Here is a 26,267-nt window from a genome sequence, read left to right as displayed (position 1 = left end):
GAGGACACCTCATGACCACGTCATCCACACTCCGCGCCCTGAGCGGCATCGTCGACGCCCCTGCCGCCCTCGCGGCCTCGACCGTCATCCTCGTCGACTTCCAGAACACCTACACCCGCGGAGAGATGGAGCTCGACGGGTGGGACGCCGCCCTCGACGCCGCGGCCGACCTCCTCATGCGGGCCCGCAGCGCCGGTGCGACCGTGATCCACGTGCAGCACGACGGCGGGGTCGGCTCGGCGTACGACATCCGCGAGGACATCGGCGCGATCCACGAACGTGTCGCTCCGACCGACGGGGAGGCGGTCGTCGTGAAGACCGCTCCGAACTCCTTCGTCGGCACCGAGCTCGGAGACCTCATCGACGCCGCGGGCCACGACGATGTCGTGATCGCCGGGTTCATGACGCACATGTGCGTCACCTACACGACCGAGGGCGCCTTCCTCCGCGGAAACCGTCCGACGGTGGTCGCTGCCGCCACCGCGACGCGAAGCCTCCCCTCGGTCGTCGGCGACGTGTCGGCCGCGCAGCTGCACCGCGCAGCCCTCGCCGGCATCGCCGATCTGTACGCCACGGTCGTCGCGACGGCGGCCGACCTCTCTTGACGGACAGCCCTCCCTTCACAGTTGCCTCACGCAACTGAGCTGATACGATCAGATTGTGGCGATCGAAGGCAGGATCGAAGACATCCGTGAGGCGCTGGTCGGCGTCGTCGCGGAGTGGACGCAGAGCGAGCTGCAGGTAGAGGTCGCCGAGAGCGTCGACAGATCCCTCGATGCCGCAGAGGTGCGCAGCCTGTACCTGGTCGGCATGAGCGGCGGCTCCCTGGGGTTCAGTCAGTTGGCCGATCGAGCCGCGTTGTCGCGCCCGACGACGTCGAAGCTGGTCTCGCGGATGTCGGCGCAGGGCTTCTTCGACCGGGTCCGCTCCGGCCGCACGGTCGATGTGCGCCTGACGGACGCGGGCGGCGAAGCCTACGGACGACTCGTCGCCGCCGGGCAGCAGATGGTCGGCGGCGCCCTCGCCGGCTGGTCGACACAGGAGATCGCCCAGTTCCAGGCTCACCTCAGCCGTTTCGTCGCCGCCCTACCAGGGGCGACGCAGGCGACCGTATCGCGGTCGCCGTCCGATGCCGTCTCATCACCCCAGGAGGAATCATGACCCGCACCTATGTCGTCACCGGCGCCGCATCCGGCATCGGCGCCGCGACCGCCGAGCTGCTTCGCGCGCACGGACACACCGTGATCGGTGTCGACCTCGCCGGCGTGGAGGTCACAGGCGACCTCTCGACTCCCGAAGGCCGCGCGGCCGCCGCGGACGCCGTGCTCGCCACCGCCGACGGAGGCATCGACGCGATCATCGCGTGCGCGGGGATCGCGGCGCCGATCGCCAAGACCATGGCGATCAACTACTTCGGTGTGACCGAGTTCCTCACCGCGCTGCTGCCGAACCTGAGCCTGGCGGACCAGCCGCGCGCCGCCGTGGTGTCGTCGATGGCATCGCTGCAGCCCGTCTCGGCCGAGCTCGTCGACGCCGCACTGAGCGGCGACGAGCCCCTCGCCCTCGAGATCGGCGACCAGCTCGCCGCCACGGCTGAGGGAGGGTTCCTCAACTACTCCTCGAGCAAGCGTGCCCTCTCGCGCTGGGTGCGACGCGCGTCGGTCTCCGACGCCTGGGCCGGAGCGGGGATCCCCCTCAACGCCGTCGCGCCCGGCACGGTCACCACGGCCATGACCGCCGGATTGCTGGCGAGCCCTGAGGGCGTGGCGCAGGTCGACGCCGCCGTGCCGATGCCCCTCAACTACCACCAGCCCGCATCGTCGATCGCCGAGCTGCTGGTGTGGCTGACCAGCCCGGCCAACACCCATATGGCAGGTCAGACCATCTATTGCGACGGCGGTGCCGACGCCGTGCTGCGCGGCGACGACATCTGGTCCTGGAACGACGCTCCGCGCGCCTGACACCCACCCCGCGAGAAGGCCCGGTCCCCCGTGGATCGGGCCTTCTCGGCGCTTCCGACCCACTCGGACCACCTCCTTATTTTGAATGACTAAAAATAAGTGTTACTGTCGTAGGGAACCGGACGGCCAGATCGTCCTTCCCTCCGTCGGCATCCGACAGCTCTGCGGGAAGGCTCCTGGCCGCAGGACAGCGCGCCGTCCGTCGGGGGTCTCTGGCCCCAGGGGGTGTTCGGCGCGCCCACGCGCAAGAACGGATGCACCCGCGTTCGACAGCGCCAGGAGACAGAGGAGAGGAATCACTGATGGAGGAGACCCGAACCGGTTGGAAACCGAACCCGGTGTTCAGTTCGATGCCGCATTCGATGGGCCGCGGCTCCCGCGAGGACATCGTCTGGGAGGCGCTCGACCGCGTGAACGGCAAGCCGGCACCCACGATGGGGACGATGCAGGCCGCCATGGGGAACGAGGCGCAGATCCGCATCGTCCACGACACCATCCGCGCCTACCTCGACGCGCACGGTCTCCGCGACACCAGCGAGCTGGGCGTCCGAGCCGGTGAACTCGCATGAGACGGCGAGCCGCGCAGGCCGCGCAGACCATGCACATCCGCTCGACCGAGCTCTGCCGTACACCGCCCGCCTCCCTCGACGACGATCAGTTCGTCGCCCAGCTCGGATCCGTCGGCCTCGGTAGCACGTCATACGTGGTCGGACGGCGCGATCCGCACGCTCCCGAATGGATCGTGCTCGACTACGCCGCCGGTGGACACGAGCGAGTGTGGCGGCGGACACGACCGCAGACGGACGGCCTGCTCGCGTACGTCCTCGTCGAGGACGACTCGTCGAACGGATACGTGTCGGCCGCCTGACGGGAGCGTCGGTCGCCCGGCGGGAGTGGGGCGACCGACATGCGCAGAACGAGGGTCAATCCCCGAACACGACCACCGATCGCCTCCGCGAGCGCGCGGCCTGGATGGCCACGGCTCCCATCGCTCCGGTGGCGAGGATTCGTGTCAGCGTCAGCACGTGGGAGACGAGGATCATCGTATTCTGATCGGTCACGCTGCCGGACATCACGGCGACCTCGGTCAACGACCCCAGGATCACCGTGGCGAGCGCGCCCGCGGGGACCACGTTCCAGGGCTTCGCGAGTGGACTGCGGAGGACACCTGCCACGATCGTTCCGCTGAGCCCCAACTCCACGAGGGCGTTCACGTAGATCGGTGCAGCCGACGTGATGTCGAACGACGCCGCCAGCGACGGGGGACCGACCGGCAGCCAGACCGCCAGGAGAAAGAGGGAGATGACCGCGGACCTCGGCAGCCGCAGGGTGCCGTCACGACGTGCAGCTCCGACCCCGGCCGCGGCGAGCGCGAGGCTGAAGGCCACGGTCGCCGCCGTCGAGATGCCGACGAGAGCATTCCCCTCGAGCGACCCGGGAAGACTGCGGAACGCGGCCAGCAGCGCCGAGACGATGAAGAGCACTCCGGAGGCCAGCCACCATGGCGACCACCGCGTCGATGCGCCCTCGACCGCGACCATCGGGGATTCAGGTCCACTCATCGCTCACCGCTCGTCATCGTTCAGGGCAGGTCCTGCCTCCACCCTCTCAGAGGCTCCGCGACAGCGCGAAAAGGGATGAACGCCTCCCTGGCATGGCACCCTGGTCATGCACCCGCCCGTCGTCGAACCCCCGAAAGCGTCGTGACCGCGATGAGCATCCGCGTCGAACCCGTCGATCCGCAGAACGTCACCCTCTTGCTGCGGTGGAACGGCATCCTCCGCGACGGGTGCGCCTTCGGCCGTCAGAAGGCGTGGTCCCGCAGCGACGAGGCCACGCGCCTGCAGTTCCAGAACCCCCATCCCATCCGCCGCTCGGTGCTGCTGCTCGCGGAGATCGACGGAGTGCCGGTCGGCGCGGCCGAGGCGCACGCGCACCCTGGCGAGCCGGCAGACGTCGAAATCGCCGTTCTCGATGTGTTCCGTCGACGCGGAGTCGCCCGTGCGCTGCTCCACGCCGTGCGGGACACCCTGCGCGGCACCGCCACGGTGATGCGCACCGAGACGTACTCCGATGCCGGTGTCTCGTTCGCACGTTCCGAGGGCATGCGGATCGGCGTCCGCGAGAGCCGGCAGGTGGTCGATCTCCCGCTGCCGCAGGGCATCCTCGACAGCCTCCCCGGCCCGCCGTCGAACGTCGAGGTCATCTCGTGGGTGGACGCGTGTCCGGAGGAGCTTCTCGACGACTGGGCTCGGCTGCGCGCGCACATGTCGGACGACGTGCCGATGGGCGACCTGACACGCACTGCCGCGCCCGTCGATGTCGCGGCGGTCCGCCGGAACGAGGAGCGCATGTCCGAACAGGGGTATGCCCTGGTGCGGAGCGTCGCTCGCATCGACGGGCACTCCGTCGGCTACACCGAGATCCTGCTCTCTCGGCCCGATCCGACGATCGCCCTTCAGGACGACACCTTCGTCGAGGAGCGGGTTCGAGGTCGCGGCATCGGGCGTGCGCTGAAGGTCGTCAACCTCCGCCGACTCCTGAGCGTTCCGGAGAGTGCCGGCTCGCGTTTCCTGCAGACGTACACGGCGCTGACGAACGAGCCGATGCTCGCCCTCAACAGGTCGGTCGGGTTCGAGGAGGTCGACGTGCTCACCGTTCTCGAGGGGCCGCTGGGCTGACGGCTGTCCCGGTCGCCGGCCGCGCTCTCCTCACGATCCGGCAGCGGTCGGCTCACACTCTTCATCACCGGATGGACGTCCGCCGGCCGCCGTGGGGAACGGCGGCCAACGAACGAGGCGCAGCACCCCTCGATGGTGATCTTGGGGACGATCACCGTGACGGCGGCGAAGCCAGGGATGCTGTGCGGTCGCCCTCAGAAGGCGACTTCTGAACGGTATCCACTCTCCGACCGGCCCAGTGAAATATCGGTGCGCGGTCAGTTCAGGATGAGGTCATCGAGCACGTAGACGTAGAGGTCGCCGACGATCTCCGCCCCTTCGTGCGCGGCCCCGTCGTCGACCGCTTCGAGAAGATCCGCGACCGCGCCCGTCACCATCGCGGCGTTGCGCTCGCGCCCGAGGTGCGTGAACCCGAGCACGAGGGCGGGACGCTTGGCGGCGTGCATCGCTTCGAGGTACTGATTTCGCGAGTAGGACGCCAGCATCTGGAAGAGGTTCCAGGTCAAGCCGGACGCGACCCGGTGATCGACGGATTGCGCCCGCCATGCCGTGATCGCCTGCTCGGCGGCCACCCGGAACGCCCGGCGCTCGCTCGGGGTCGCGCGCGCGATGCCCAGGGTCGCGGCCAGAGTCGACAGCCCGGAGCATTCCGCGACGACGGCCGCGAGCCACGCGCGTGTGGGGGTCGCCACCACCGACGACTTGTGCGCACGAGCCTCGACCAGATGCTGCACCGTCAGGATCGATATCGCCTCGCGCACGGTGTTCGTGGCGACGTCGAGCTCCTTCGCGAGCGTCGAGACCGTCAACGCGGCTCCCGGGGGCAGCTCGCCGGTCTCCATCTTGCGGGTCAGTGCCTCGACGACCGACTCCAGCCGTGTGGCCACAGGTCTCGGCGCGGCCAGATCCTTCCGATCGACGAGGTCGAGGATCTCGACCGACAGGAACGAGGGAGCACCCGCGCGCCTTTCCGACTCCGGGCTACTCACCGGGATGCCGCCATTCGCCGGTCAGCGCCGCCCGCAGTGGCTCGACCGTGGTGACGCGGAAGAGCTCGAAGACGGCATCCCGTGCGGCCGCGCCGTCTCGCGCTCGAAACGCCACCCGCAGCGGCTCCACGAGTACGCGCTGCTGCTGTCCGAGCCATTCGGGGAGAGGGCGATCCTGTACCGAGCGGCTCAGGTGCAGCACGAGGTTGCGATCGAGGATCTCGGTCACGATCGCGTTGTCGGCGAGTTCGATCACCTCGACCCACAGGGCGAACCAGAGCCGCAGCCCGTCCGGCATCCCTCCGCGAGTGAGGTCGGAGTCCAAGATCGCCTGCACGCGGGCATCGAGGGAGTCGAGCTGGGCGTCGGTGAGGGCGGGCACCACCTTCGCGGCTGCGTAGGCGATCAGCGCGCCAGCGGCCTCGGCGCGATCCGCCTGTGCCCGCAGATCGATGGGGGCCACCCGCGTGAAGCGGTTCGAGCTCATCTCGACCAGGCCCACGTCGGCGAGCCGGATGAGGGCCTCCCTGATCGGTGTGCGGGAGACGCCGTATTCGGCCTGCAGGTCCTGATCGCGGATCTCCTCGAGCGGAGCCAGGCGTCCGGTCACGATCTCCTGAGCCAACCGCGCGTACACCTGATCGCGGATCAGAGTACGAGGACGGGCCTTCGTCGAGGGCTTCGGCTCGTCCGTCATACCGGCCAGACTAACCAGCAGCCTTCGATTTGTCTCCGCCGTGGTGGGCTGGCACATCTTCCCCCGTGGCGGGGTCGAGGGCGGTGGAGGGGGACGCGGGGGAGGCAGCCGAAGCGCACGCGGCGAGCGCGAGCGCCGAGGTGCTGAGCCCGACGGCGGCCAAAGCGAGAGCGAAACGGGGGTCGGGGGTGCGTGAGGTCACAGAACGTCTTCTCTGAGGAGGGTGGACTTCCATCGTCGCCGGGACGGCACGGGGAAGCATCGGCCGAAGGTAGCGGCGGCGTCGTACTACGGACGGATGTTTCCCGAGTGTTCGATAACGAGGACCCCCGCCCGGGGCGGGCGAGGGGCCCTTTGTGACGAGGACTAGCGCGACAGCTCGGCGGTCACGGGCTTGGGGATGAACATCGAGAAGACGAGGGCGCCGACGAGCACCACCGCCCCGGTGATCAGTGCCGCGACGTATCCCGCCGTCGCATCGCCTGCTCCGGAGGCGAACGAGGTCTGCGCCGCGTAGATGACGACGAAGCTCAGTCCCGCCCCGAGGTTGATGGCGCCCGTGTTCAGGCCGGGAAGCGATCCCGGGCGGTCCTTCGGTGACAGCACGACGCCCAGGCCGTTGAGCATGATGTTGCCGATCCCCGCATAGGTGACGCCGACCGCGATGGAGAGGAGGAGCAGGACGAACCGGGATGAGGTCTCGACATTGGCGACCATGAGCGCGAGCACCGCGACGGTGCCGCCCAGCCCGATGCGCAGCATCGTGCGGTACCCGACGGTGGCGGCGAGCCTGCCGCTGAGCGGTCCCATCAGGAGGCCGGCGAGCGCGTAGGGCATCAGGATCCACAATGAGACCTCCTCGGCACTCATCGCGAGGTTCATCGCCGTGTCCTGCGCGAGGGCGGGGACCACTCCGTTCATGATCGCGAAGATCCCCGACAGGGTGAGCAGCGAGGTGGCGCTGAGCGCCCAGGTGGCTCGTTGCCTGAGCTGGGCCGTCGAGACGAGCGGATCGTCGATCCTGCCCTCGAGCTTCCAGAAAGAGGTGAACGCCACGACGGCGACGACCGCGAGAACGATCACGAGCACCAGGTTCGCCTCGGCGAGCGCGCCCAGTTCGTTGAGAGCGACGAGCATCGACCCCACCGAGATGACCAGCAGCAGTGATCCCCACCAGTCCATACGCGGACGGTCGTCGGCCATCGTCTCCGGGGCGAGGAATCGCACGGTGAGCGCAGCGATGATCGCCACACCCGCCATCGTCCAGAAGATGGAGGCGAAGCCGTGGTTCGTCGCCAGATATCCGCCGAGCAGAGCATCTCCACCGGCGATCCCTCCGTTGACCGCCGTGACGACACCGAGGAGGGTCCCGTACGCCTTCGGATCCTTGACGGCCGCCCGCAGCATGATGAGGCAGAGCGGCACGACCGGCCCCGACACGCCTTGGATGAGGCGACCGATGAAGAGCATCGGGACGTTGGTGGCCAGCGCCGCGACGACGCAGCCGATCGCCATCACCACGAGCATTCCGACCAGGACGCGTCGGCGCCCGATCAGGTCACCCAGGCGGGGGAGGAACAGGGTGAACAGCGCGGCGGCCGTGAAGAAGACGGTCTGCGTCGCGGCGATCTCGGTCGACGTCGCATCGAGCTCGCGCTCCATCGTCACCAGCGCGGGGCTCAGCATGCTGGCGTTGAGCTGGAAGGCCAGGCACGCGGCGAGGAGGGCGATCATCAGCGACACCACGCTGGTCCGGGTGCGAACCGCATCTACTTGATTGGTCATTGCTCACTTCTTCGTGTCGAATCGTTGGCTGTTCGCGTGCGTAATCCTTTACGCACGCCCTATCTTGGACTGATGGTGTCGACGGCGGCACCGGTCAGGATGGGAAGTCGTGGTGAAGAAGGCGTCCGTCACGCTGCACGAGGTGGCAGCCGCCGCCGGTGTGTCCATCGCGACCGTCTCGCGAGCCCTCAACGGCAAGGACCGGGTGTCCGGTCGCACCGCGGAGCATGTGGCCGAGGTGGCCGAGCGACTCGGCTATCGGGTGAACCTCATCGGCCGCGGCCTGCGCGCCGGCACCGGCGCCACCATCGGGGTCGTGGTCCCGGTCATCAGCAACCCCTTCTACGGTGAACTCATCCACCGCCTCGAGGACCATCTGCAGCGCCGCGGCTTCGATCTCGTCATCGCGGACTCCCACGGCGAGGTCGACCGCGAACGCGACCGTCTTCGCATGCTGGTCGAACGTCGCGTCGAGGGCATCTTCGTGGTCCCCTCCGACGCCGAGCTCTCGTTCGACGCCGTCGCTGACACCGCGCGAAGGGTTCCGCTCGTGCAGCTCGACCGTCGCGTGCTCGATCTTCCTGCCGACTTCGTGGGTGTCGACAACGACGCCGGCATCGATCTCGCCGTCGAGCACGTCACCGCCCGGGGCGCACACCGTGTGGTGCTCGTCTCGGGCAACGACGTCACCTCCGTGGGCCGTGAACGACGAGCGGCGTTCGAGGCCACGGTGCGCAGCCGATCGATGCCCCGCGAACAGAACATCTTCGGCGAGTACCTGCTCGCCTTCGGCGAGAGGGCTGCGGAGGAGCTGCTGGCGCGCGGCCCGCTTCCCGATGCGATCATCGCCGGCGACGACCTCGTCGCAGCCGGGGCCATCGCGGCGCTGAAGCGCGCCGGAAAGAGCGTGCCCTCCGATGTGCAGGTCACCGGCTTCGACGGCACGATGCTCGCCGACGTATGCGAACCGCGGTTGACGACCGTGGTGCAGCCGTTCGACGAGCTCGCCCGGGAGGCGACCGAGGCGCTGGTGCGTCGAATGGACGATCCCGAGGCCCCGTACGTGCTCAGCCGCCTCGCGCCGAGTCTGCGTGTGGCCGAGTCGACGACGCTCGTCGCGCCGCGCTGAACGTCAGGCCAGTGCCGCGACAGCATCCGTCACCAGGTTCCAGAACTTCGGCACGTCGAGGGTGATCGCGACGTCGGTGTTCGGCTCCTTGCCCAGCATGTCGTGCAGATCGACGCAGGTCGCGCCCGCCGTGAACTCACCCGTGGTCTCGATGTCGACGTGGCAGCGCTGGATCGATGCGACGGCGCGGTCGATCGCGATCGCCACGGTGATGGGATCGTGCAGAGGGCCTTCGGGCATTCCCTCCGCCTTCTCGTAGGTGCTGCAGAAGAAGCGCAGCAGCTCCACGCCGAAGGCCGCTGTCTCGTTGCCGACCGCACCGATCCGCCGGATCACCTCTTCGGTGATCAGCGCCTGATGGGAGATGTTGAGCCCGACCATCGTCAGCGGCAGCCCAGAGGCGAACACGACCGCTGCGGCTTCCGGGTCGGCCCAGGCGTTGAACTCCGGGTACGCGCCGACGTTGCCGCGGCCGGTCGAGCCGCCCATCCAGATGATCTCCTTGATCTGGGGCGCGACCTCCGGGTGCTGCTGCAGCAGGAGCGCGATGTTGGTGAGGGGGCCGGTCGGGATCAGCGTGATCGGCTCCGGTGAGGCGGCGAGAGTGTCGGCGAGGAACTCGACCGCGTGACGGGGGTCCAGCGGCACCGTGGGCTCCGGGAGGGCGGGCCCACCCAGGGCGTTCTCCCCATGGATCCATGCCCCGGGCGTCAGCTCACGGGTGAGCGGCTTGTCGGCACCTGCCGCGACCGGCACGTTCTCGACACCGGCGACGGTGAGGGCGATCCGCGCGTTCCGGGTCGTGTGCTCGAGGTAGCCGTTGCCGCCGACAGTGGTCACCCCGCGTAGGTCGATGGCGTCGTTTCCGGCTGCGAGCCAGATCGCGAAGACGTCATCGTGGCCCGGATCGCAGTCGAGAAGGACGGGAGTGGTCATGGTGCTCCTTTGCAGATGTTCGTGCGTAAACGTTTACACTTTCTTACGGGAACGTCAAGTCGACCACGATGCCGATGTTCCCCGATACCGCCTCCTCGATCCGAAAGCTGCCGCCATGGTCACTCCCGCTCTTCCGTCTCTCGCCGTCGTCGGCAGCGCGAACGTCGACGTCACCGCGTTCGTCGATCGCCTCCCCACCGCAGGTGAGACCGTGGCGGGAGGACGACTCTCCCGCGATCTGGGCGGGAAGGGCGCGAATCAGGCCGTCGCCGCCGCGAAGCTCGGGGGACGGGTGCGCATGATCGGCGCCGTCGGCGATGACGCCGACGGGACCTGGACGCGAGAGGAGATGATCCGGGCCGGAGTGGACGTCGCCGATCTGCGGACCGTGGACGCACCCACCGGAACGGCCCTGATCGTGGTGGATTCCGACGCCGAGAACCAGATCGCGGTCTGCCCGGGAGCGAACGACCACGTGGCCCTCGACGTGGTGACCTTCCGAGAAGACGAGGCGGTGCTCATGCAGTTGGAGATCGCACTCGCCGTCGTCGAAGCGGTGGCCGCCACCGCCACCGGTTTCGTCGCGGTCAACGCCGCCCCCGCCCAGCCGTTGCCCGAGGCCCTGCTGCGTCGCGTTGACCTGTTCATCGTGAACGAGACCGAACGCGAGCTCATGCCCGAGCTCGCCGATGCCGAGCTCGTCGCCGTGACCTATGGGGCGGCCGGCGCGGCACTGTATCGCCGGGGCGAGGAGATCGCACGGGCCGACGGCGTCCGTGCGGAGGCCGTGAACACCGTCGGCGCGGGCGATGCGTTCTGTGCGGCTCTCGTGCTCGCGCTTCGCGCCGGACATTCGCCGGCCGACGCGCTCGCAGCCGCCTGTGCGGTCGGATCCGCGGCCGTGTCGCACCTCTCGTCGCAGCCGCCGCTCGCGCACCTGAACCGGTATCTGCCCGTGCGGTGAGGGGGCTGACCGCACCTCCGGCGCCGGCCCCGTGGGCGCGGCGTCCACGGACCTGATCCAAAAGAGAAGGCCCGGCTTCCTCAACGGAACCGGGCCATTCTCGCACTCGGATCGGATCAACTTCCGATACGCACATACTGTGGGGAGGTTCATGAAATCCCCGATCCCAGTCGGGAGTAGGCCTCGCAGAGGGGGGTTCTCAGCGCTTTCCACGCTAAGGTCCTCGATTTTCCACGACGCCCCCGGAGCCCTTGTGTTTCCGGGGATCTGGGCGCGCAGGGAATGGGGATCTTCCAGCCGTACACCGGAGGACTGTGGCGACGGGCACGGGTAGTGCCAGACTCTTGGCCCTCAGGGAACGTGTCGTCATGACACATCCATGCGCGGTGTCGGATATCGACTGTGACACGCCCTGGCGGCACAGCCCCCGCGCGCATGGTCGAGCCGGTACTGCGACTGCACTGGCACGTATGACCTCGTCACGGCGACATCCGCCCACTGCCACCTTGTGGCGGGACGCCCTCGTCGAGTTCTCCGCACTGGGGAACATGCGACGCTCACCACAGGGTGTCCGTCGACTTCGGCCCGAGACCGCTGGTGCTTCGCCATCGGGCACGGTCACAGACGTGCGCGATGCTCTGTCACGCTGATGCGTTCTCGTCGTGTGCTGACTCGTGCTGCGGGCATCCGCAGGGCTCTAGGTGGGTTCAGCCATCGGATCCGCCCGGAATGCAGCTTGGTAGGGCCGAGTAGGCACGCTCGACCGCCAGGGTGGGGACAGCCGGCGGGCGAATCGAGGTGAGCTCGCGCGTCTTGCCGTCACTGGTGAGCACCTCAGACCATGACAGGACGGTGTTGCCAGGAGACAGGATGTGTACGGCTATGGCTTGCCCGACGGCGAGCTCCACAGCCGCATCGCGCCCGGTGTCGTCCGGATCTTCAAGACGAATCCAGGAGAAGTGATCACCTTCGGGATCACCGTTCCAGATTCCTACGACGGTGATGGGAAGGCGCCCGGTGTTGGTGATGACGAGGTTCTGCGAGGTCGCCGAACTCTTGCTCTGCGGGCCGGCGCCGAAGGAAACGCAGTATGAGACCGGCACTTCGAACGTGCTGGTGAGAGCATCCCGCGAACTCGCATCAAGCGCGACAAAGAGGGACGCGCCGGCGCTGACGGTCGCCGTTGCCGATAGGAGAACAGTCAGGATGCCGATAGCTGCCTTCGTTCCTCGTCCGCGCCGATTCATCGCCGCCACGGTCGTTTGCAGGTTCCTCGACTCACGCGCGAGTGCTCGGCGGAGGCTCTGGGTACCTGACTCCACGGCGCGTGACAGCGCAGCCTCCGACAACGAAGCCGGTGAGGTCGTACCTGTGCGTGGAGCCGGTCCTCGACGTTTGCCTTTACTCATCCGTCAGCCCTGCCGCATAGAACCCGCATGACACATCGAATGGACGCGCGCCGACGCAAGGCAACGGTGGCCCTGAGCTCCGGGGTCCTGTTGAGCGGGATCTGCGTAACGCTGCTGTGCTTCGGCTTCGGAGCGGGCAACGAATGGTTGACGGTGGTGTCTTCGGACCCGGCGAGGCCCACCCTGCTTCTGACCAGCCTTGCGCAGGTCACCGTCGGGGTCGTGGGTCTGGCGGGCACCATGGCCCTTATTGCGGCGTCGGCCATTGATCTGTGGGAGACACGCGCGCGGAGATAGCGCAGATTCCTTCATGGTCACAGTGTCTTCCGCCTGCGGGCCCTCACGCGTGCACGTGGAGACAAGTGCAGTGCGATTGAGTCGCAGGTAGGTGTGGTCAGCACTGCACTACCTGACGTGAGGCCGGATGACAGCGCGGTGCCCCGGTCCGGGGCGCCGCGCTGTCGTTAATGGCGGGAGCGGCGACGCACTCCGAGGAAGATGCCGAGTCCGGCGAGCAGAGCCGCAGCTGCGCTACCCACGATGAGCGGTGTGAACTCACCGCCGGTCGCGATGAGCTTCTGTCCCTTGAGGCTGAGGGTCTCATCCGGGTCGCCACAGGCGCCGCGGTTGACCTCACGGCCCAGCTCGTCATACGTGACGGCGACGAAGTAGAGCGTCGAGTCCACATCCGGGTTGAACATGTGAGTTTCACTCTTCACCTCGAGCGGGCGCTCCGCGTCGTAGAGGCCGCCATCGAGAGGAACGTCGGCGCTGGTCCAGGCGAGGTTCTCCTCCGTGCACACGGTCGTGCCGTCCGGGACGAGGTAGGCCTCGAAGTTCACCCGACCGTTCTCTGGGACGTAGCCAGTGAGCGCTGCGGTGTCCCAGACGCTGACACCATGCTCGATGCCGGTGGACGCTCCGGTCTCGCTCATCACCACCGTCTTGACGTCCAGGGCGAAAGACGTCTCCTCGGCGACCCCGCACTCACCGGCGTGGATCAGTTCCCGCTCGCCGACAGGATCACCGTCCTCGTCAGTGCCGGGAATGGACCACAGTTTCTCGGACCACAAGTACTTCCCGTTCTCCTCCAACTCGTGGGTGAAGGACTGGTAGTCACCGTTCTCGGACACCGTCGTGCCGACCGTGTCCGTGTCGCTGACCACGAGGTTCTCCGGCGAGCAGACCCAGGACAGGTCGCCGGAGTCGAACGCCACCGGGTTGCCCTCGTCGTCCAGGATCGGGTCACCCTTCTCGTCCATCGTCGGGTAGTCCACGGCCCAGGCTCCGTTGTCCTCCTGCACCATCGGGACCCGGTAGAGGTCGAACGTCAGCTGGGCGCCGTTGGCCGGCAAGTGCCCGCCGACGATGGCGGTGTCGAAAATGCCCTCGCCGACGCGGCCGCCGGCCGAGGCCCGGGTGGTCACCGTGGGCTGGAGGATGGTGGAGATCTCCGAGGGAACACCGTAGTTGTCCACGACGTCCACGACATATCCGGCAGTGTCGCCCTGGTCAGTGCGGAGAATGCTGAACACCCAGACGATGCTGCCTTCACCGGACGCCGGTACGCGGATCGCGCCGTCTTCGACGGTGGTCGGCGTCGAGACGTTGGCGTTGTCAGTGATGATCTCGGTATGTGTGCCGAGGTAAACGGCTTCGCCGGGGATCTCCGTTCCCGCGACCTCTTCGATGTCTGCTGCCGCACGCGGATCGTAGTAGGCGTCCCAGCGGGCGACGACCGGAACGTTCTCCCCGTTCTGCTGGAGCCACAGGCCGTCGGTGGTGACGGTCGCCGTGTCGGCGGCCGCTCCGGACAGCAGGACCTCCTTGTCGACAACCTCCGTGTCCACCGTGAAACGCATCGGGGTGATACTGGTCTCCACCGTCTTACCGAAACTATCCGTGAACGAGTAGTCATCGGGCAGGTACATCCGGGTGATTGCGGACTGGTTGTCATAGTCGATGTCCCACACCCAGGTGTAGTAGCCGGCTGCGTCCACGGGCTCCTCGCTCGTCGCCGCGTATGACACGGTCGGGCCTCCTGCGGTGAGGGTGGAGACGGTCGCGTGCCCGGCGACGCGCGCATCGACGGGCACGGTCTCTGATTCGGCCGGCTGATCCGCGTACGGACCGTAGAGCGTTCCCTCGGCGTTCACGACCCGGTAGCTGCCGTCGGCCGTGCGCGGCCACGAGTTGTTCAGCCCAGCCCGGTCCGGGACGGTGCGGAACGTCAGGGTATCGGTCGCGCGCTCGCCCGGCTGCACGTATGCGGTCGCCGTGGTGGACAGGGCAGGGCTGAAAAGGACGGACCGGTCCGTGGGGTCCGTGCCTGCGACGTTGAACTGCGTGGCGGAGCGCGGACCGGGGCCAGCCGTCACCTGCTGGTTGCCGGTGTTCCAGACGTGCACGGCTCCTTCCCACCCGGTGCCGGCCACAGTGAATGTGCCGGTTCCGGAGATTTTGTACGGAGCACCGTCTTCCGTCGGCGGGACACCCGTCACCGGGTACGGTGTGTTCGCTCGCATACCGGACAGAGAGCTCGATCCGGTTGTGGTGAACACACCGTTCGTGAGAGCGACGGTGCCCGTAGCGCCGGCGGTGCCCGCCATGGTGATGGTGCCGCGGTAGTTGTTGAAGTTGTCTACCTGGAACGTGAGCGATCCGGAGCCGCCCCCGGCAGGGCCGGCCGTCACCGTGGACGCCGAAGTGATGAGGTCCTGGGCGCGAGTGGCGACAGCCCCCGCCTCGGCGCCCCCGATGGTGCCGTGCAGGACCCAGTTCACATATCCGGGAAGATCCCATGTGCCGTTCCAACTGTGCGAATTGAACATCGCGCCGGGGTTGGCGATGTACTTCACCGCGAAACTGACGGCAGCCGCCTCCCGGTTGCTCGCGGACTGTCCGAACTCGGTCACCAGGTAGTTGATGCGGGCCAGGTCGTTGCTGGTGAGTGTCCTGCTGCCGAAGGGGCTGTCGGAGCGGACGCTGCTCTGATGCCCGCCGCTCGTGGTGGCCCCGGAGGGGTTTGAGACGCCCGGTTCGATGCAGTACACGACGCTGCCGTCCGGCGCGACAAATCCGCCCTGCCAGCCGATCCGGTCATCCCACGCGCCGTACCCGTGCCCCGGCGCTGCCGCGTGAGCCGGCTGCCGGGTGGCAACGAGCGCAGTCACCGCCAGTCCAAGTACGACCAAGACGACGACCGTCGCCTTCAGCGCCTGGTGCAGGCGCGGTGCACGTGTGAACTCCAAGACGAATCCGTTCTGAGCGCCCGCCTACGTGCAGCGATCTCTGCACGACACGGCGCGCTCAGCAGATACCCTGCGGCACATGAGGATCGCGCGCCTGACCCTCACGAGACGCGGAAGCGGGTTCGCGTCGAACTCATGCAGTCGCAGTCGCCTCGCCGACGCTGTGGCCGTCGTCGAAAGAAACGGCGGCGACGCGACACATCGAGTCGGCGACCGGTCCCCTGCCGCCCTCATGTTGCTCGCAAGCAACTCCGCCCCTCAGAGGCAGTAGGCGTCGCCCGCCTGCTGACTCGCATGGCGGACCAGGAGCGTGTGCGCGTGCGCCGTGCACAGCGTCAATCTGCGCGGACGTCGCTCCCGATGCCCGATTCTGCCAAGTCTGGCAAGCTCTGCCAAGGAGACCTTGGCTGGAGCTTGCTCTACTCCTGACTGGGATCGAGAGGGGGTGGCAAGGTGACCAAGTAGTAGGTAGTTCATATGAGAGATCAAAAGTAAGTAGTAAAGATAGGGGCAACTTCTCTCTTCAAATCCCTATAGGGACACCCCCCGCACTTGGCCACCTTGGCCGAAGACGCCATTTTACGCCTCTGAACTGGGCATTTCCGACGTTAGAGGCCTTGGCGGAACCTGGGCCGCGTGTGCCGCACAATGACGGCTGGACCATCAGCCCTCGCTCGCTCGCAACCGCTGCTTCTTCCCCGCGAAGAGTCGAGAACGGCATGAGCACCTCGCTCAGCGTCTGCATCCGGCCAATGCCGCCGTTCATCCTCGGCCTTACCGGCCGGAGGGTTCGGCTCCCCGCTGACTGCGAACTGGTTCCCTCACACAGAAGGTCTGCTGGCGTTGATGTTCCGCGTCATCATTCAGCTGCCGCGCAGAGGTTCTCCGGGAAGTCAGACCAGAGGAGCAGAATGCACCACTTTTCAGTTGGGAGGCCGTCACCATTCATGACCGTGCCGCAGCGCGCGTTTGTCGAAGGCGACGCAAACGGCCCGGATGCTGGCGTCTGACCTCGCGCCCACCGTCTCGAGAGAGCGTGCTCGCATCACGGGGTCTTAACCTCGGAGCGCTTTCGCGGGACCGTCGTCCGGAATCGTCGAGTGAACCGTGCGCCGGCCGGACCACGGCTGTCCTCGGCACGTAGTAAACCTGGCTGAGTTCTGGCACCACGCTGAAGCCAAAGCATGCCCGAGCGTCAATAAGTAGCGACAGCACTTGCCCACTTGATTTGGTGCAGCCATTTCAGCACCATGCAGTCCGTAAGGAGAACGACCACGCGCTTCACCTCCGCAGTCACCGAGGTGTCACACCGGTTACGGCTACCGCACCAAACTGAGTCTCGGTTCGTCGACTTCGATCCCCGCGAGCCGGCGGACATGTCGAGGGGTCATCTGCACGTCCTGGGCAATGTCCGCGAGCGCGACGCCGACTGAGCCGAGCAGCTCGATGGCGTTCCGGAGCAACTCGGGTCGCTCGCTCGGCACGTCGTCAAGCGTGAGAGGACGCCGAGCGAGTGAGTTCAGGGTGATGTACCCGCGACGGACGGTGGAGTCCGAGATCCTTTCGAGGTCTCGCGACCGGCGCAGAAGCATCTGAACCGACACGCCCCACTCCTCGCTTAGTTGTTCGAGGACGCCAATGTTCAGCCTTCGGGGCAGTGCATCCCTGATGACGTCACGCGGGGTGAGGAACTCTGCAGCGAACGCATTCGCCTGACGTTCCATGTCCACGTCGGAGCCGTGTCTGCCGTGATGCATCACCACGTGGCCAAGCTCGTGAGCGGCACTGAACCGGTGCCGGAGCACGTCATCGGCTTTGTCGGGGGTGAGCACAATCATCGGACGGGGCATCGCGGTCGTGGAGAACGCGTCGATGCGGCTCTTCGCAGGTAGGTCGGGGTCTTGCTTCATCGAGAAGAACAGCGTCAATATCCCGTGCTGCTCGATCTCATACACCAGGTGAGGGATGGGGTCTACGCCCAGCGCCCAGTGTCTCCGAAGCTGCTGCGCGGCGGTGATCGGGTCCGGTGCGCCCTGCGATTCTGGTGACGCCCATGCGGGAAGATCCAGCGCGGGAAACTCCACACGCTTCTCCAGGTAGAGGCTGAGTTCCCACGCCTGCTCGACGTACGCGGTCGCTTGCTGCTGTTGCGCGACGCTCGTCGAGCGCAAACGGCGGAAGGAAGCCTCCGCGACTTCCACCTTCGCTCGCGGTCTCCCGTAGGCGAAGTACCCGGCGGGCACCCCGAGCGCCATCGCCAACGTGGAGACGGTGTCTGGTCGCGGGCGTTTCTCACCCCGCTCGTATTGTCCGATGGCCGCCGCCGACACTCCGACAAGACGATGCAGCTCGGTCTTCGAGATTCCTCTCACTCTTCGCGCCTGCGTGAGCCGCGCGGGATCGAATGCGCGTGCGATGGCAAGGAGGTCCCGCGGTGGGGCGCTGTCGTTCGGGTCACTCATTGCGCAGCGTGGTCGTGGTTCGCGGACGCTCTCCGGACGCAAACCGCTTCGCCGCCACCGCCGGCTTCGCCGCCTTCTCCGTCGCACCTGTCCTGCGGTAGACGAGCGGCTCCGGGTCGGAGAACTCGAGGTAGTTCCCGTGAAGCTGCGCCGGGGCGAGGTACATCTGGCCGAGAGCAAACGGTGTACTGCTGAAATAGGCGACGAAGAGGCCACCTCCGTCGGAGGAACGAGCAATGTCATCCGCCTCTTCTAGAGTCGCGAAGATGTCGTCCTGCGGCAACTCGAACAGCGGAGTCGGCGGGGGCGAAGCGAACGCGTCACTGCTCGCGTCGGTCAGCTGGTCTCGACGAGCCTCGGAGATATAGTTCAGGCGAACTCGCAGGTGGTTGTTTGGCATCCTCCTGCCCACCCGTTGAATATGGATAAGGTGCTCACCGACGTGCATCGTCACCCGTGTGGATCGCGGCACAGGGCGCTCCGAGTATCCGCGAAGCGCTTGCAACCGTTGCTGGCATTCGTCCTGCGCCCCACGCGCCATCCCCGTGCCGTAGATGTAGTTGTGCCCCTTCGGGTCTCGGTACTCCGTCTGAGCGCGCGACGAGCGTTCTTGGGCCGCGTTGAGTCCTTCCGGAAGCGCAAACCTCAACGCACTCAACTCGTCACGCGCGAACTCGTCCCGCCAATTCTTCCGTTCGCCAGTCATCCCCAGTCCCCTTTCGTTTGCCACCACCGTAGCAGTCTGGTTCAGCCAGCTACAGGATTTCGTCAGTTAGCGCGTCGCGAGCTACGGATAATGCCCATTCGTGGTGTCGGGTCGAGGCACGGAGCGCAGCCTGAATAGTGTTGCAACAGGCCTGCTTGACAGGGCCTCGCTCGCGGGTGCAAGCTGACATCCTGACGGAGGAGACGGGGCGTGATGAGAGTCTTGGAGCAGGCAGACCACATATCGCTTTCGGATCAGCGGGTGGCGGTGTGCGGCGATTGGCATGGCAGTGTCGAGTGGGTTCGCACGCTTGCTCGCGCGCTCCCGGCGCTCGCGCCCGATGTGACCACCATCCTGCAGCTCGGGGACTGGTGGATGAATCCCGAAGCGACGGACGAGGCCTTCGTCTCCACGCGCATCGACCGCGTCATAGTCACTCTCGGCAACCATGAACCGTGGGGCGACATCACCGCTACCTTCCGCGCCCACCCGGGCAGGGCAGTCCGGGTGTCGCAGATCACCTGGCTGCTTCCGCGCCCCGCCCGCCTCTCAGTCGGAGGGCGAGAGGTGCTTTCCCTCGGTGGTGCCGTATCCGTGGACAAGGCGTGGCGGCATGAAGGCGTGAACTGGTGGCCCGATGAGGACATCACCGACGAACACGTCTCCGTTGCTATCGCCGGTGGGCCTGCAGACCTGATGCTCACCCACGAGCCGCCCGCGCGCACCCCAGTGACAGCCGTGCGTGAACTACTGCGCACAAATCCGATGAGGTTTCCCGACGATGCGCTCGCGGACTCGGCAGCCTCCCGTGCCCGCGTCGCCGACGTGTGGGACGCCGTCCGACCCGAACTCCTGATGCACGGACACATGCATGTCGCCGGCGGGGGCATGACACCCGACGGACGCCGGGTCGCGAGTCTCGGCAGCAACAATCAACAAGGCAGCCTTGGACTCCTCGACATGCGCACCCTGCGAATGGACACCCCCAGCATTCGCGAAATTCGGGAGGCTGCAGAGCAGTGAGCACCGCACCATCACCGAACCCGTGGGCCGACATCATCGGCCCCTGTTACACAACCGCATCGCTTGCCCGCACGCTCGGATGGACCGAGGCGAAGGTTGCCGCGGCTGCGGCCTGCCTCGACGTGCTCGAGCTCACCTCCACTGACGGGGTCACGCTCTACCCGGCTTTCCAAGTCCGGCAGGGCCTCCCCGTTCAGGGGCTGGGCGAGGTTCTCCGTGTGCTGAGCACCGGCACCGCCGGTCGATGGACCTGGGCGCAATGGCTGAACACCCGACTCCCCGACGGCGAGGGCGAAGGTCAACCGAGCGCTGTTGACAAGCTCCGAGCCGGCCACCTCGACGATGTGCTCCGCGACGCCCGGCACGACGCGTGGGCATGGAGCAGCTAATCCACCGTGCAGAGCACACAAACCACCTTTCGCCCTCGACCTTCATCCACACCGTCTGTTCGTCCGGACACACCCACCTGCGTCGCCTCGTCGTCTCTCGCGGTGACGTTGCTGCTCTGGGGCCGGCATCCACGCGCGTCGCAGGTGTGCCTGTGCCTCGCGCGCGCGGGCATGACTGTGGGGGAAGACCGATTCCGGTCTTCCCCCACAGTGGGTGAGCAGTGCGGGTTAGGCCGCTGCCTCCTCGGTCTTGCGTCGGCGGATGCCGAGGGCTCCCAGGCCCAGCAGAAGACCGGCTGCGGCGGCGCCACCGAGCGAGTTCACCATCGGGGTGCCCTCTTCGTCATCCGAGGCCAGGTACTCCACGGTGACGGTGTTGGTGCCGTCGCTGAGCGTGAGGGTGTTCTTTCCCTCGGGCAGCGGTCCGGGGACCGTGACCGTCCAGACACCCTCGGTGTCCGCAGTGGCCGTAGCGAGGACATTGCCGTCCGCGTCCGTGATCTCCACCGTGGCGCCCGGGGTTGCCGTGCCTTCGAATACCACGTCAGTGGTCGGGATGGTTGCGCCATCCGCCGGGGACACAATCACCAGGTCCGCGGCCGGGGCGGCCGGCTCCACGACCGTGAAGTCGAACGTGTAGTCGTTCGTTCCGTCGGTGACAGTGATCGACGTGGCCCCTTCGGGAAGCGTGCCGGTGACAGTGGCACTCCAGTTGCCGTCCTTATCGGCGGTTCCCGAACCGATCACGGTGCCGTTCACGTCCTTGATCTCCACCGTTGCGCCCGGCTCTGCGGTTCCCGCGAACTCCGGGTTGGTCGCGCTGATCTCCGAACCCGGGGCGGGCGAGGTGATCACGACGGGGTCAGCGGAAGCCGTGACCGTGTGGGTGATGGTGTGTGCACCGTCCGTGACGGTCAGGGAGTTCTGACCGGTGGTGAGCTTCGCCTGCACGGTGGCGGACCAGCTGCCGTCCTTGTCGGCTGTTCCGATACCGATGACGTTGCCGGTGCTGTCCTTGATTTCCACGGTCACGCCAGGCTCGGCGGTTCCGGAGAGCACCGTGCCGGTCTTCGCAACCGGGGTGCCTTCGGTGGGGCTGGTCACGATGAGTGCATCCGTTTCCACCGTCACACCGGTCACGGTCACCGTACGCTCACCGTCAGAGACGGTGAAGGAGCCGCTTCCTGCGGGGAGGGCACCGTTGACCGTTGCCGACCAGTTGCCTTCCACGTCAGCAACACCAGTCGCGATGACGTCGCCGTTGTCGTTCTTGATCTCGATGGTGGCACCGGGCTCACCCGTTCCGGCAAACTCGACACCGGTCTTGCCGATCTTCGCGCCAGGCGCTGGGGTGGTGACCACGAGCGGGTCAGTGGCGACCGTGTACGTGCGCTCGACGGTCTTGTCACCTGCGGTGACCGAGACAGTCGTCTCACCCGCGGGCAGCGGACCGGTGACGGTCATTGTCCACACGCCCTGAGCGTTGGAAACGCCCGAGGCGATGACGTTGCCCTTGCTGTCCTTGATTTCGACGGACACACCAGGCTCCGCGGTTCCCGCGAACTCGATGCCGGTCTTGCCGAGCTTCGCGCCGGCGGTCGGGGAGGTGATGGTGAGAGCGTCGCTTTCCACCTTCACATCGATGTTGACCTGGTTGCCGAGGCCGTCCGTGACCGTCAGCGTCCTGGCGCCTCCCGGCAGCGGGCCGGCGATGGTCGCCACGAAGACACCGTACGTATCCGTCTTCGCGGTCGCAAGGATGGTGCCGTTGTTGTCCTTGACCTGCACGGTCTGCCCGGGCTCAGCGGTACCCGAAACCAGGGTGCCCTTCTTGCCAATGGTCTCCCCGGCCTGCGGCGAAAGCACCTTCAGCGCGTCAGTGGCGACCTCGTAGGTCACCTGCGTGCTGGTGCCGTTCTTGTGCGTGTCGACGACGGTGAACGTGTGGCTGCCTGCCGCCAGCGGACCGGCGACCTTCGCCGTCCACGCTCCCTGGGCGTCTGCGACGCCCGAGGCGAGGACTTCACCCTGGGAGTTGCGGATCTCGAGAGCGGCGTTCGGTTCTGCCGTTCCAGCGAAAGCGACGTCGGTCTTGGGCAGCTTCGCGCCCGTGGCCGGAGTGGAGACCACGATCTCCGCACGCGGCGCGGCGGCGAAGAGGACGTTCCTCGTGACCGTCTTGCCCGTGGAACCCACGCGGAGCTCACGGGGGCCTTCCGGCATGGGGGTCGTCAGCGTCACGGAGTATTTTCCGTCCGCGCCGGCAACGCCGGTTCCCAGAACGGTCATCTGGAGCGACTCGTTGATGTTGAAGACAGTCACGGTGTGGCCTGCCGACGCGGTTCCGGTCACGACACCGCCCACGTGGGGCAGAGTCGCTCCCGCAACGGGCGTCGCCATGGTGAGCGGGGCAGCCTCGACAGTCGCGACTGCCTCAGCGGAGACGTACCGTGTCGCGTGAGCCGTGCTCGTCATTGTGGCTTTCACCGGGTACTTCGTGCCAAGAGCCGCGCCCGAGGGGACGAGAATCGTGGGCAGGTACTCACGGTACTCTGCGCTGCCCATCTTCCAGGGGTAGTTGGCCTCGCTCCCCTTCGGCAGGAATGGGAAGCCGCAGGTCAGGGTTGTGCCTCCGGAGCCGGTGACGCAGTTGCCCGCGTACAGGTGCGTCACGTCGACCCACTTGCCAGTGCCCTTGTTGTAGTACGAAGCCGGAACGCTGCTGTTCGGCTTGAACGTGGCACCGTTTCCCACCTCGAAGACGATTGTCGACATGTGCAGCTGGTACTCGGCGGGAGTGGTCCCCTCGAAAGAGGTCGTCATCGCAACCTGCTCGCCTGGTTTCACCATCCTGTCGTACGGGGCGACGGCACTGGCGGGGCTTGCAAGGCCGACAGTTCCGGCCCCGAGGGCTACAAGAAGGCCAGTAGCAACGGCAACGCGTGCGGCCTTCGATTTCTTCGTGAGCGACATGCTCAACCTTTCTTTCATGTTGCACGCACGTATGCGTGGGGGCGCTGTGACCGGGACGGCCAACAGGTACAGCAGGGAGCGAACCTCGCCTCAGGGGTTGGTGCGCTTGGACGGGAAAACGATGAGGTAGCAGGCCAGAGAAACGAGCGCCACGATCACGAAGAGCGCAACGCCCGTCCAGTGGACGGCGTCCTGGTAGGCCTGTGTGCCGTGGATGCCCCAGGTCGTCGCAATGATCAGCAAACGCGCTTGGACGAGGAGGAACGTGAGGCTCACCCCGATACCGGCGAGGATGGCGACGGAGCGAAGTCGAATCCCTGGCACGAGGACCGCTGCCCCTGTGAGGACGAGGACAGCCCCGGTGAGGTAGGAGCCAGACAGGCCGGCTGATACGGGCAGCGAGAACCACTCGCCACCCATGCCGAATCCGACGCCCGGTTCCCCCGCGACGTTCGTGAGCATGGAATCGTCAGCGAACGTCGCTCCGAGCACCCACGTGGACACGCGGGCTTCGACGGTGCGCACCGATTCGGATACAACCATCAGGGCGATTCCCGCGTTTACCAGGCCCAGGCTCGCCGCGATACGGATCACCGCGGAGGGCAGGAACACGTCACGACGGGCGAGACGGTGAGCGGTCACAACAGGTGCCGTCGTCATCAGCGCACTCCAGCCGACTGGGGTGCGTCATATGAACGCAGCATGCGATGCGACGAGACAGAGCGTTCGGGTACGCGCGAGAAGTGCATAGTCCAACCTGGATCGGGCAGGTCCTGGAAGTGGGTGCGACCTGCATCTGACACTCTCGAAAGTACGGTCGCTCACCGTCCCGATCAGATGAGCGGGGGTGACCTCCGTACGCGGGCGAGCGATTTCCGTATGCGCGCTCTCGTTCGCGCGGAACCGCCTGCGGGCCCTACGTGCAGGCGTCGCAGCGTCGGCTGGGGCCGTTTCAGACGAGGGCGCGTCGACCGTGAGGGCGAGAACCAACCGGCTCGGTGACGAGCGCCAGGCATGCCGACCGCGCCCACCACGCCGCGGATGCCGGACCTGCGCTCACGCGAGCGCCGCCCGCGCCAGATTTGGCCTGCATTGGTGTCGTGGTGGACTATGAGGGCATGACTGCCAGGAAAGAGCTGCGCCGCCCCGCGACGGGGACACCCGCAACCGTCCCCGTCGCGACGATCTACCAGAACTCGGATCAAGTGGCAGGCGTCCTGCAGCAACTTTTCGGCCAGCCGCTCATCGTCGAGGAGACACGCGACAGCACCACCACCGCGGGGGACGATACGTCGGTCGCATCATCCGGTTCTCTCACCGGTGGCGGTACGGCAAAAGCTCCGCTGCTGGGCGCCCTGAACGTGAAAGCAAGCGGTGACCTGTCCGCATCCGGCAGCTGGACCTCGACCACGGGAACGGCGGCACGCCAGCAGTTCGTCTACTCACAGGCCTACTACCTGCACCTCGTGCGACGCCAGCTCACCGAGGCGCAACAGCTGCATCGTGTGACGTCCGCAGAGGACGCAGCAGCACTCGCCCCCGGATCGTTCGTTGAATTCACGACAGCGTTCGACCCTGTGGAACTCACCCTCGCGCTCGAGGTCATCAGTCCCGACCTCGTCGACGCGATAGCTCAATGGTCTGTCCGCCGTGAATACAAAGACTCATTCCCCGTAGGTCGCGGCGTTGATGCGGTCCGCGAGCACGCCGAGAAGATGCGGGTGGAAGCCGAAGGAAAGGGGGCTTTTGCTCGGGCCGTTGCCGCCGCGGTTCACGCTGACGCGCGCCAGGAGAGCACCCGTGAGTACTACGGCCGGATCACCCGCGAACCTGCGCTGACCGCGATCACCGTCTGCGAACGCGAGCACTTCATCGCCGGCGACCCGGACCGACTCCTCGACGGCACGTTCACCGTCTTCGGGAAGGTGATCTCGGAGATTGAAGAAGATGTCCCCACCTTTGCTCGCAACAAGTTGCTTCGCAACTTCTCCGCCGACGCATTCGACAAACTCGTCGGCCAGTTGCGCTCCGCATTGTCCGACGCTGACCCCGTCCTCGGGTTGAACCCGGAGGAATTCCTCGACCTGAAACTGGACTCCCGGGTCCGCGGGAAGTCAGTTCGCGTTCTGCCGCTTGCGATCTTCAGCTAGGGGGAGGCGCTCCCTCACCGCCACGGCGCGTTACGGGCCCGCGCCCGACGACGAATTCAGGGATGCACCGCACCCAAAGTAGTGTCTGGGTCAGCGACCACCCCGGATACCCGATGCAGGAACGACCCGCATCTGTTCGCCGACTCCGACGAGAGAATACGTCGCCTCCCCGGATTCGGCTACCAAGTTCAGCGCCAGCCCTGGAGGGGTGCGCCACGGCATCTCAACCTCGGCACCGTCGAAGAGCCCCCCGACCACCTGGATGCGAACACAACGGTCGTGCATGCGCCTCAGCCTCCGGGTGAGCACAGCGAAGCTACCGTGTCTCGACGGCGTCCCGCCTGCACCGCTGGGCCCCATGTGTTCTACCTCACTCTTGCGAGCATGATCCGGATGTCGGTGTCGCTCGACCGCACAGCAAGTTGACCACCACCATCCCGGCGTGCCCCGCCCACACCGGGAGGACCCGTGCGCTGGAGAACGATTTGCGCGGATCGTGGACCGAATCAGTTGAAAAGCTGATCCCAAGTCAGTGCATCACTGGGAGCTTGCTCGTACGTGCGTCGAAGTCTTGCGTTGAGCGGTATCGCGCTCGTGGATGGCGCGACGGCGATCCGCACACCCGCCCACCCTCTCACTGTGCACACTCGATAGACACTCGACTCGAGCCGTCGGCACCCGTACTCCCCTGCCGACTCAAGGGCGTCCTGCCTCACGGGTGCGTCGCTCACCTCCCATATGCTGAGTGATGGAGCCCGACCT

Annotated in this window: 23 protein-coding genes; 11 read left to right on the top strand and 12 right to left on the bottom strand. The window is 66.7% G+C overall.

What is annotated here, in order from left to right; all coding sequences use genetic code 11:
- The first annotated feature begins 11 nt into the window (after positions 1-11).
- The 5 genes from MST3598_RS00415 to MST3598_RS00395 all read left to right on the top strand — a co-directional run bounded on the left by MST3598_RS00415 (position 12) and on the right by MST3598_RS00395 (position 2,829).
- Positions 12-605: an isochorismatase family protein gene (locus MST3598_RS00415; protein ID WP_029259495.1), complete on the top strand. Its 594-nt coding sequence runs from the start codon at positions 12-14 to the stop codon at positions 603-605.
- Positions 606-660: 55 nt separating this feature from the next.
- A complete protein-coding gene (locus MST3598_RS00410) occupies positions 661-1,161 on the top strand; it encodes a MarR family winged helix-turn-helix transcriptional regulator (RefSeq protein ID WP_029259494.1) in 501 nt (166 codons plus the stop codon).
- Positions 1,158-1,961 carry an SDR family oxidoreductase gene (locus MST3598_RS00405; protein ID WP_029259493.1) on the top strand — a complete coding sequence of 268 codons (804 nt, stop codon included), beginning with the start codon at positions 1,158-1,160 and terminating at the stop codon, positions 1,959-1,961. The genes MST3598_RS00410 and MST3598_RS00405 overlap by 4 nt, the downstream gene beginning before the upstream one ends.
- A gap of 302 nt (positions 1,962-2,263) precedes the next feature.
- On the top strand, positions 2,264-2,530 hold the full coding sequence (locus MST3598_RS00400) for a hypothetical protein (RefSeq protein WP_029259492.1): 267 nt from the start codon (positions 2,264-2,266) through the stop codon (positions 2,528-2,530).
- On the top strand, positions 2,527-2,829 hold the full coding sequence (locus MST3598_RS00395) for a hypothetical protein (protein WP_029268172.1): 303 nt from the start codon (positions 2,527-2,529) through the stop codon (positions 2,827-2,829). Before MST3598_RS00400 ends, MST3598_RS00395 begins: the two co-directional genes overlap by 4 nt.
- Positions 2,830-2,884: 55 nt before the next feature.
- On the opposite strand, the gene MST3598_RS00390 is transcribed toward MST3598_RS00395, so the two are convergent.
- The gene (locus tag MST3598_RS00390) at positions 2,885-3,523 is read right to left on the bottom strand and encodes a hypothetical protein (protein ID WP_136053576.1); all 639 of its coding nucleotides are present in this window, start codon (positions 3,521-3,523) and stop codon (positions 2,885-2,887) included.
- Between the two features lie 150 nt (positions 3,524-3,673).
- Between MST3598_RS00390 and MST3598_RS00385 the strand changes: the two genes are divergently transcribed.
- Entirely contained in the window at positions 3,674-4,642 is a 969-nt protein-coding gene (locus MST3598_RS00385) for a GNAT family N-acetyltransferase (RefSeq protein ID WP_096359665.1), read from the top strand.
- A 257-nt stretch (positions 4,643-4,899) separates the two neighbouring features.
- On the opposite strand, the gene MST3598_RS00380 is transcribed toward MST3598_RS00385, so the two are convergent.
- From MST3598_RS00380 to uriT, 4 genes are all read right to left on the bottom strand, one after another.
- Positions 4,900-5,631, bottom strand: a complete 732-nt coding sequence (locus tag MST3598_RS00380) for a GntR family transcriptional regulator (RefSeq protein ID WP_136024347.1) — start codon at positions 5,629-5,631, stop codon at positions 4,900-4,902.
- Positions 5,624-6,328, bottom strand: coding sequence for a GntR family transcriptional regulator (locus MST3598_RS00375; RefSeq protein ID WP_021201342.1), 705 nt, complete (start codon positions 6,326-6,328; stop codon positions 5,624-5,626). Before MST3598_RS00375 ends, MST3598_RS00380 begins: the two co-directional genes overlap by 8 nt.
- A gap of 10 nt (positions 6,329-6,338) precedes the next feature.
- Positions 6,339-6,530, bottom strand: coding sequence for a hypothetical protein (locus tag MST3598_RS18330; RefSeq protein WP_136024349.1), 192 nt, complete (start codon positions 6,528-6,530; stop codon positions 6,339-6,341).
- 164 nt (positions 6,531-6,694) lie between these two features.
- Positions 6,695-8,113, bottom strand: coding sequence for a uridine transporter UriT (gene uriT / locus MST3598_RS00370; protein ID WP_029259486.1), 1,419 nt, complete (start codon positions 8,111-8,113; stop codon positions 6,695-6,697).
- A 109-nt stretch (positions 8,114-8,222) separates the two neighbouring features.
- On the opposite strand from uriT, the gene MST3598_RS00365 reads away from it, so the two are divergent.
- Positions 8,223-9,242, top strand: a complete 1,020-nt coding sequence (locus tag MST3598_RS00365; protein ID WP_081859810.1) for a LacI family DNA-binding transcriptional regulator — start codon at positions 8,223-8,225, stop codon at positions 9,240-9,242.
- 3 nt (positions 9,243-9,245) lie between these two features.
- Here MST3598_RS00365 and MST3598_RS00360 read toward each other — a convergent pair whose 3' ends face one another.
- On the bottom strand, positions 9,246-10,178 hold the full coding sequence (locus MST3598_RS00360; RefSeq protein ID WP_029259484.1) for a nucleoside hydrolase: 933 nt from the start codon (positions 10,176-10,178) through the stop codon (positions 9,246-9,248).
- 115 nt (positions 10,179-10,293) lie between these two features.
- Here MST3598_RS00360 and MST3598_RS00355 point away from each other — a divergent pair, with 115 nt between their 5' ends.
- Positions 10,294-11,142 (top strand): ribokinase, encoded by an 849-nt coding sequence (locus tag MST3598_RS00355; protein ID WP_029259483.1) that lies wholly within the window; start codon positions 10,294-10,296, stop codon positions 11,140-11,142.
- 707 nt (positions 11,143-11,849) lie between these two features.
- Here the strand turns inward: MST3598_RS00355 and MST3598_RS00350 are convergent.
- The 4 genes from MST3598_RS00350 to MST3598_RS18490 all read right to left on the bottom strand — a co-directional run bounded on the left by MST3598_RS00350 (position 11,850) and on the right by MST3598_RS18490 (position 18,997).
- Entirely contained in the window at positions 11,850-12,389 is a 540-nt protein-coding gene (locus tag MST3598_RS00350; RefSeq protein ID WP_096359325.1) for a hypothetical protein, read from the bottom strand.
- Positions 12,390-13,015: 626 nt separating this feature from the next.
- Positions 13,016-15,802, bottom strand: a complete 2,787-nt coding sequence (locus MST3598_RS00340) for a hypothetical protein (protein ID WP_096359321.1) — start codon at positions 15,800-15,802, stop codon at positions 13,016-13,018.
- A gap of 1,319 nt (positions 15,803-17,121) precedes the next feature.
- Complete coding sequence (locus MST3598_RS00335) at positions 17,122-18,264, bottom strand: helix-turn-helix domain-containing protein (protein ID WP_172889116.1); 1,143 nt, start codon at positions 18,262-18,264, stop codon at positions 17,122-17,124.
- Entirely contained in the window at positions 18,257-18,997 is a 741-nt protein-coding gene (locus MST3598_RS18490; protein ID WP_231924903.1) for a hypothetical protein, read from the bottom strand. Before MST3598_RS18490 ends, MST3598_RS00335 begins: the two co-directional genes overlap by 8 nt.
- A 186-nt stretch (positions 18,998-19,183) precedes the next feature.
- On the opposite strand from MST3598_RS18490, the gene MST3598_RS00330 reads away from it, so the two are divergent.
- Entirely contained in the window at positions 19,184-19,993 is an 810-nt protein-coding gene (locus tag MST3598_RS00330) for a metallophosphoesterase family protein (protein ID WP_096359317.1), read from the top strand.
- Entirely contained in the window at positions 19,990-20,382 is a 393-nt protein-coding gene (locus tag MST3598_RS00325) for a hypothetical protein (protein ID WP_096359315.1), read from the top strand. The genes MST3598_RS00330 and MST3598_RS00325 overlap by 4 nt, the downstream gene beginning before the upstream one ends.
- Positions 20,383-20,610: 228 nt before the next feature.
- On the opposite strand, the gene MST3598_RS00320 is transcribed toward MST3598_RS00325, so the two are convergent.
- Positions 20,611-23,355 (bottom strand): Ig-like domain-containing protein, encoded by a 2,745-nt coding sequence (locus MST3598_RS00320; RefSeq protein WP_172889112.1) that lies wholly within the window; start codon positions 23,353-23,355, stop codon positions 20,611-20,613.
- A gap of 90 nt (positions 23,356-23,445) precedes the next feature.
- Positions 23,446-24,015: a hypothetical protein gene (locus MST3598_RS00315; protein WP_096359311.1), complete on the bottom strand. Its 570-nt coding sequence runs from the start codon at positions 24,013-24,015 to the stop codon at positions 23,446-23,448.
- A gap of 458 nt (positions 24,016-24,473) precedes the next feature.
- Between MST3598_RS00315 and MST3598_RS00310 the strand changes: the two genes are divergently transcribed.
- Positions 24,474-25,505 carry a DUF6414 family protein gene (locus tag MST3598_RS00310; protein ID WP_096359309.1) on the top strand — a complete coding sequence of 344 codons (1,032 nt, stop codon included), beginning with the start codon at positions 24,474-24,476 and terminating at the stop codon, positions 25,503-25,505.
- Positions 25,506-26,267 lie beyond the last annotated feature (762 nt).

The organism is Microbacterium sp. TPU 3598, assembly GCF_002356155.1.
Classification (GTDB): Bacteria; Actinomycetota; Actinomycetes; order Actinomycetales; family Microbacteriaceae; genus Microbacterium; species Microbacterium maritypicum_A.
Note: the sequence above shows the minus strand (reverse complement) of the source record. Positions and strands in the feature narration are given on the sequence as shown.

Excerpts from the sequence above, each read along its gene's own strand:
- MST3598_RS00315 (WP_096359311.1), bottom strand. The coding sequence starts at position 24,015 with ATGACGACGGCACCTGTTGTGACCGCTCACCGTCTCGCCCGTCGTGAC.
- MST3598_RS00405 (WP_029259493.1), top strand. The coding sequence starts at position 1,158 with ATGACCCGCACCTATGTCGTCACCGGCGCCGCATCCGGCATCGGCGCC.
- MST3598_RS00385 (WP_096359665.1), top strand. The coding sequence starts at position 3,674 with ATGAGCATCCGCGTCGAACCCGTCGATCCGCAGAACGTCACCCTCTTG.
- MST3598_RS00310 (WP_096359309.1), top strand. The coding sequence starts at position 24,474 with ATGACTGCCAGGAAAGAGCTGCGCCGCCCCGCGACGGGGACACCCGCA.
- uriT (WP_029259486.1), bottom strand. The coding sequence starts at position 8,113 with ATGACCAATCAAGTAGATGCGGTTCGCACCCGGACCAGCGTGGTGTCG.
- MST3598_RS00390 (WP_136053576.1), bottom strand. The coding sequence starts at position 3,523 with ATGAGTGGACCTGAATCCCCGATGGTCGCGGTCGAGGGCGCATCGACG.
- MST3598_RS00355 (WP_029259483.1), top strand. The coding sequence starts at position 10,294 with ATGGTCACTCCCGCTCTTCCGTCTCTCGCCGTCGTCGGCAGCGCGAAC.
- MST3598_RS00330 (WP_096359317.1), top strand. The coding sequence starts at position 19,184 with ATGAGAGTCTTGGAGCAGGCAGACCACATATCGCTTTCGGATCAGCGG.
- MST3598_RS00350 (WP_096359325.1), bottom strand. The coding sequence starts at position 12,389 with ATGAATCGGCGCGGACGAGGAACGAAGGCAGCTATCGGCATCCTGACT.
- MST3598_RS00400 (WP_029259492.1), top strand. The coding sequence starts at position 2,264 with ATGGAGGAGACCCGAACCGGTTGGAAACCGAACCCGGTGTTCAGTTCG.
- MST3598_RS00320 (WP_172889112.1), bottom strand. The coding sequence starts at position 23,355 with ATGTCGCTCACGAAGAAATCGAAGGCCGCACGCGTTGCCGTTGCTACT.
- MST3598_RS00395 (WP_029268172.1), top strand. The coding sequence starts at position 2,527 with ATGAGACGGCGAGCCGCGCAGGCCGCGCAGACCATGCACATCCGCTCG.
- MST3598_RS00335 (WP_172889116.1), bottom strand. The coding sequence starts at position 18,264 with ATGAGTGACCCGAACGACAGCGCCCCACCGCGGGACCTCCTTGCCATC.
- MST3598_RS00375 (WP_021201342.1), bottom strand. The coding sequence starts at position 6,328 with ATGACGGACGAGCCGAAGCCCTCGACGAAGGCCCGTCCTCGTACTCTG.
- MST3598_RS00415 (WP_029259495.1), top strand. The coding sequence starts at position 12 with ATGACCACGTCATCCACACTCCGCGCCCTGAGCGGCATCGTCGACGCC.
- MST3598_RS00360 (WP_029259484.1), bottom strand. The coding sequence starts at position 10,178 with ATGACCACTCCCGTCCTTCTCGACTGCGATCCGGGCCACGATGACGTC.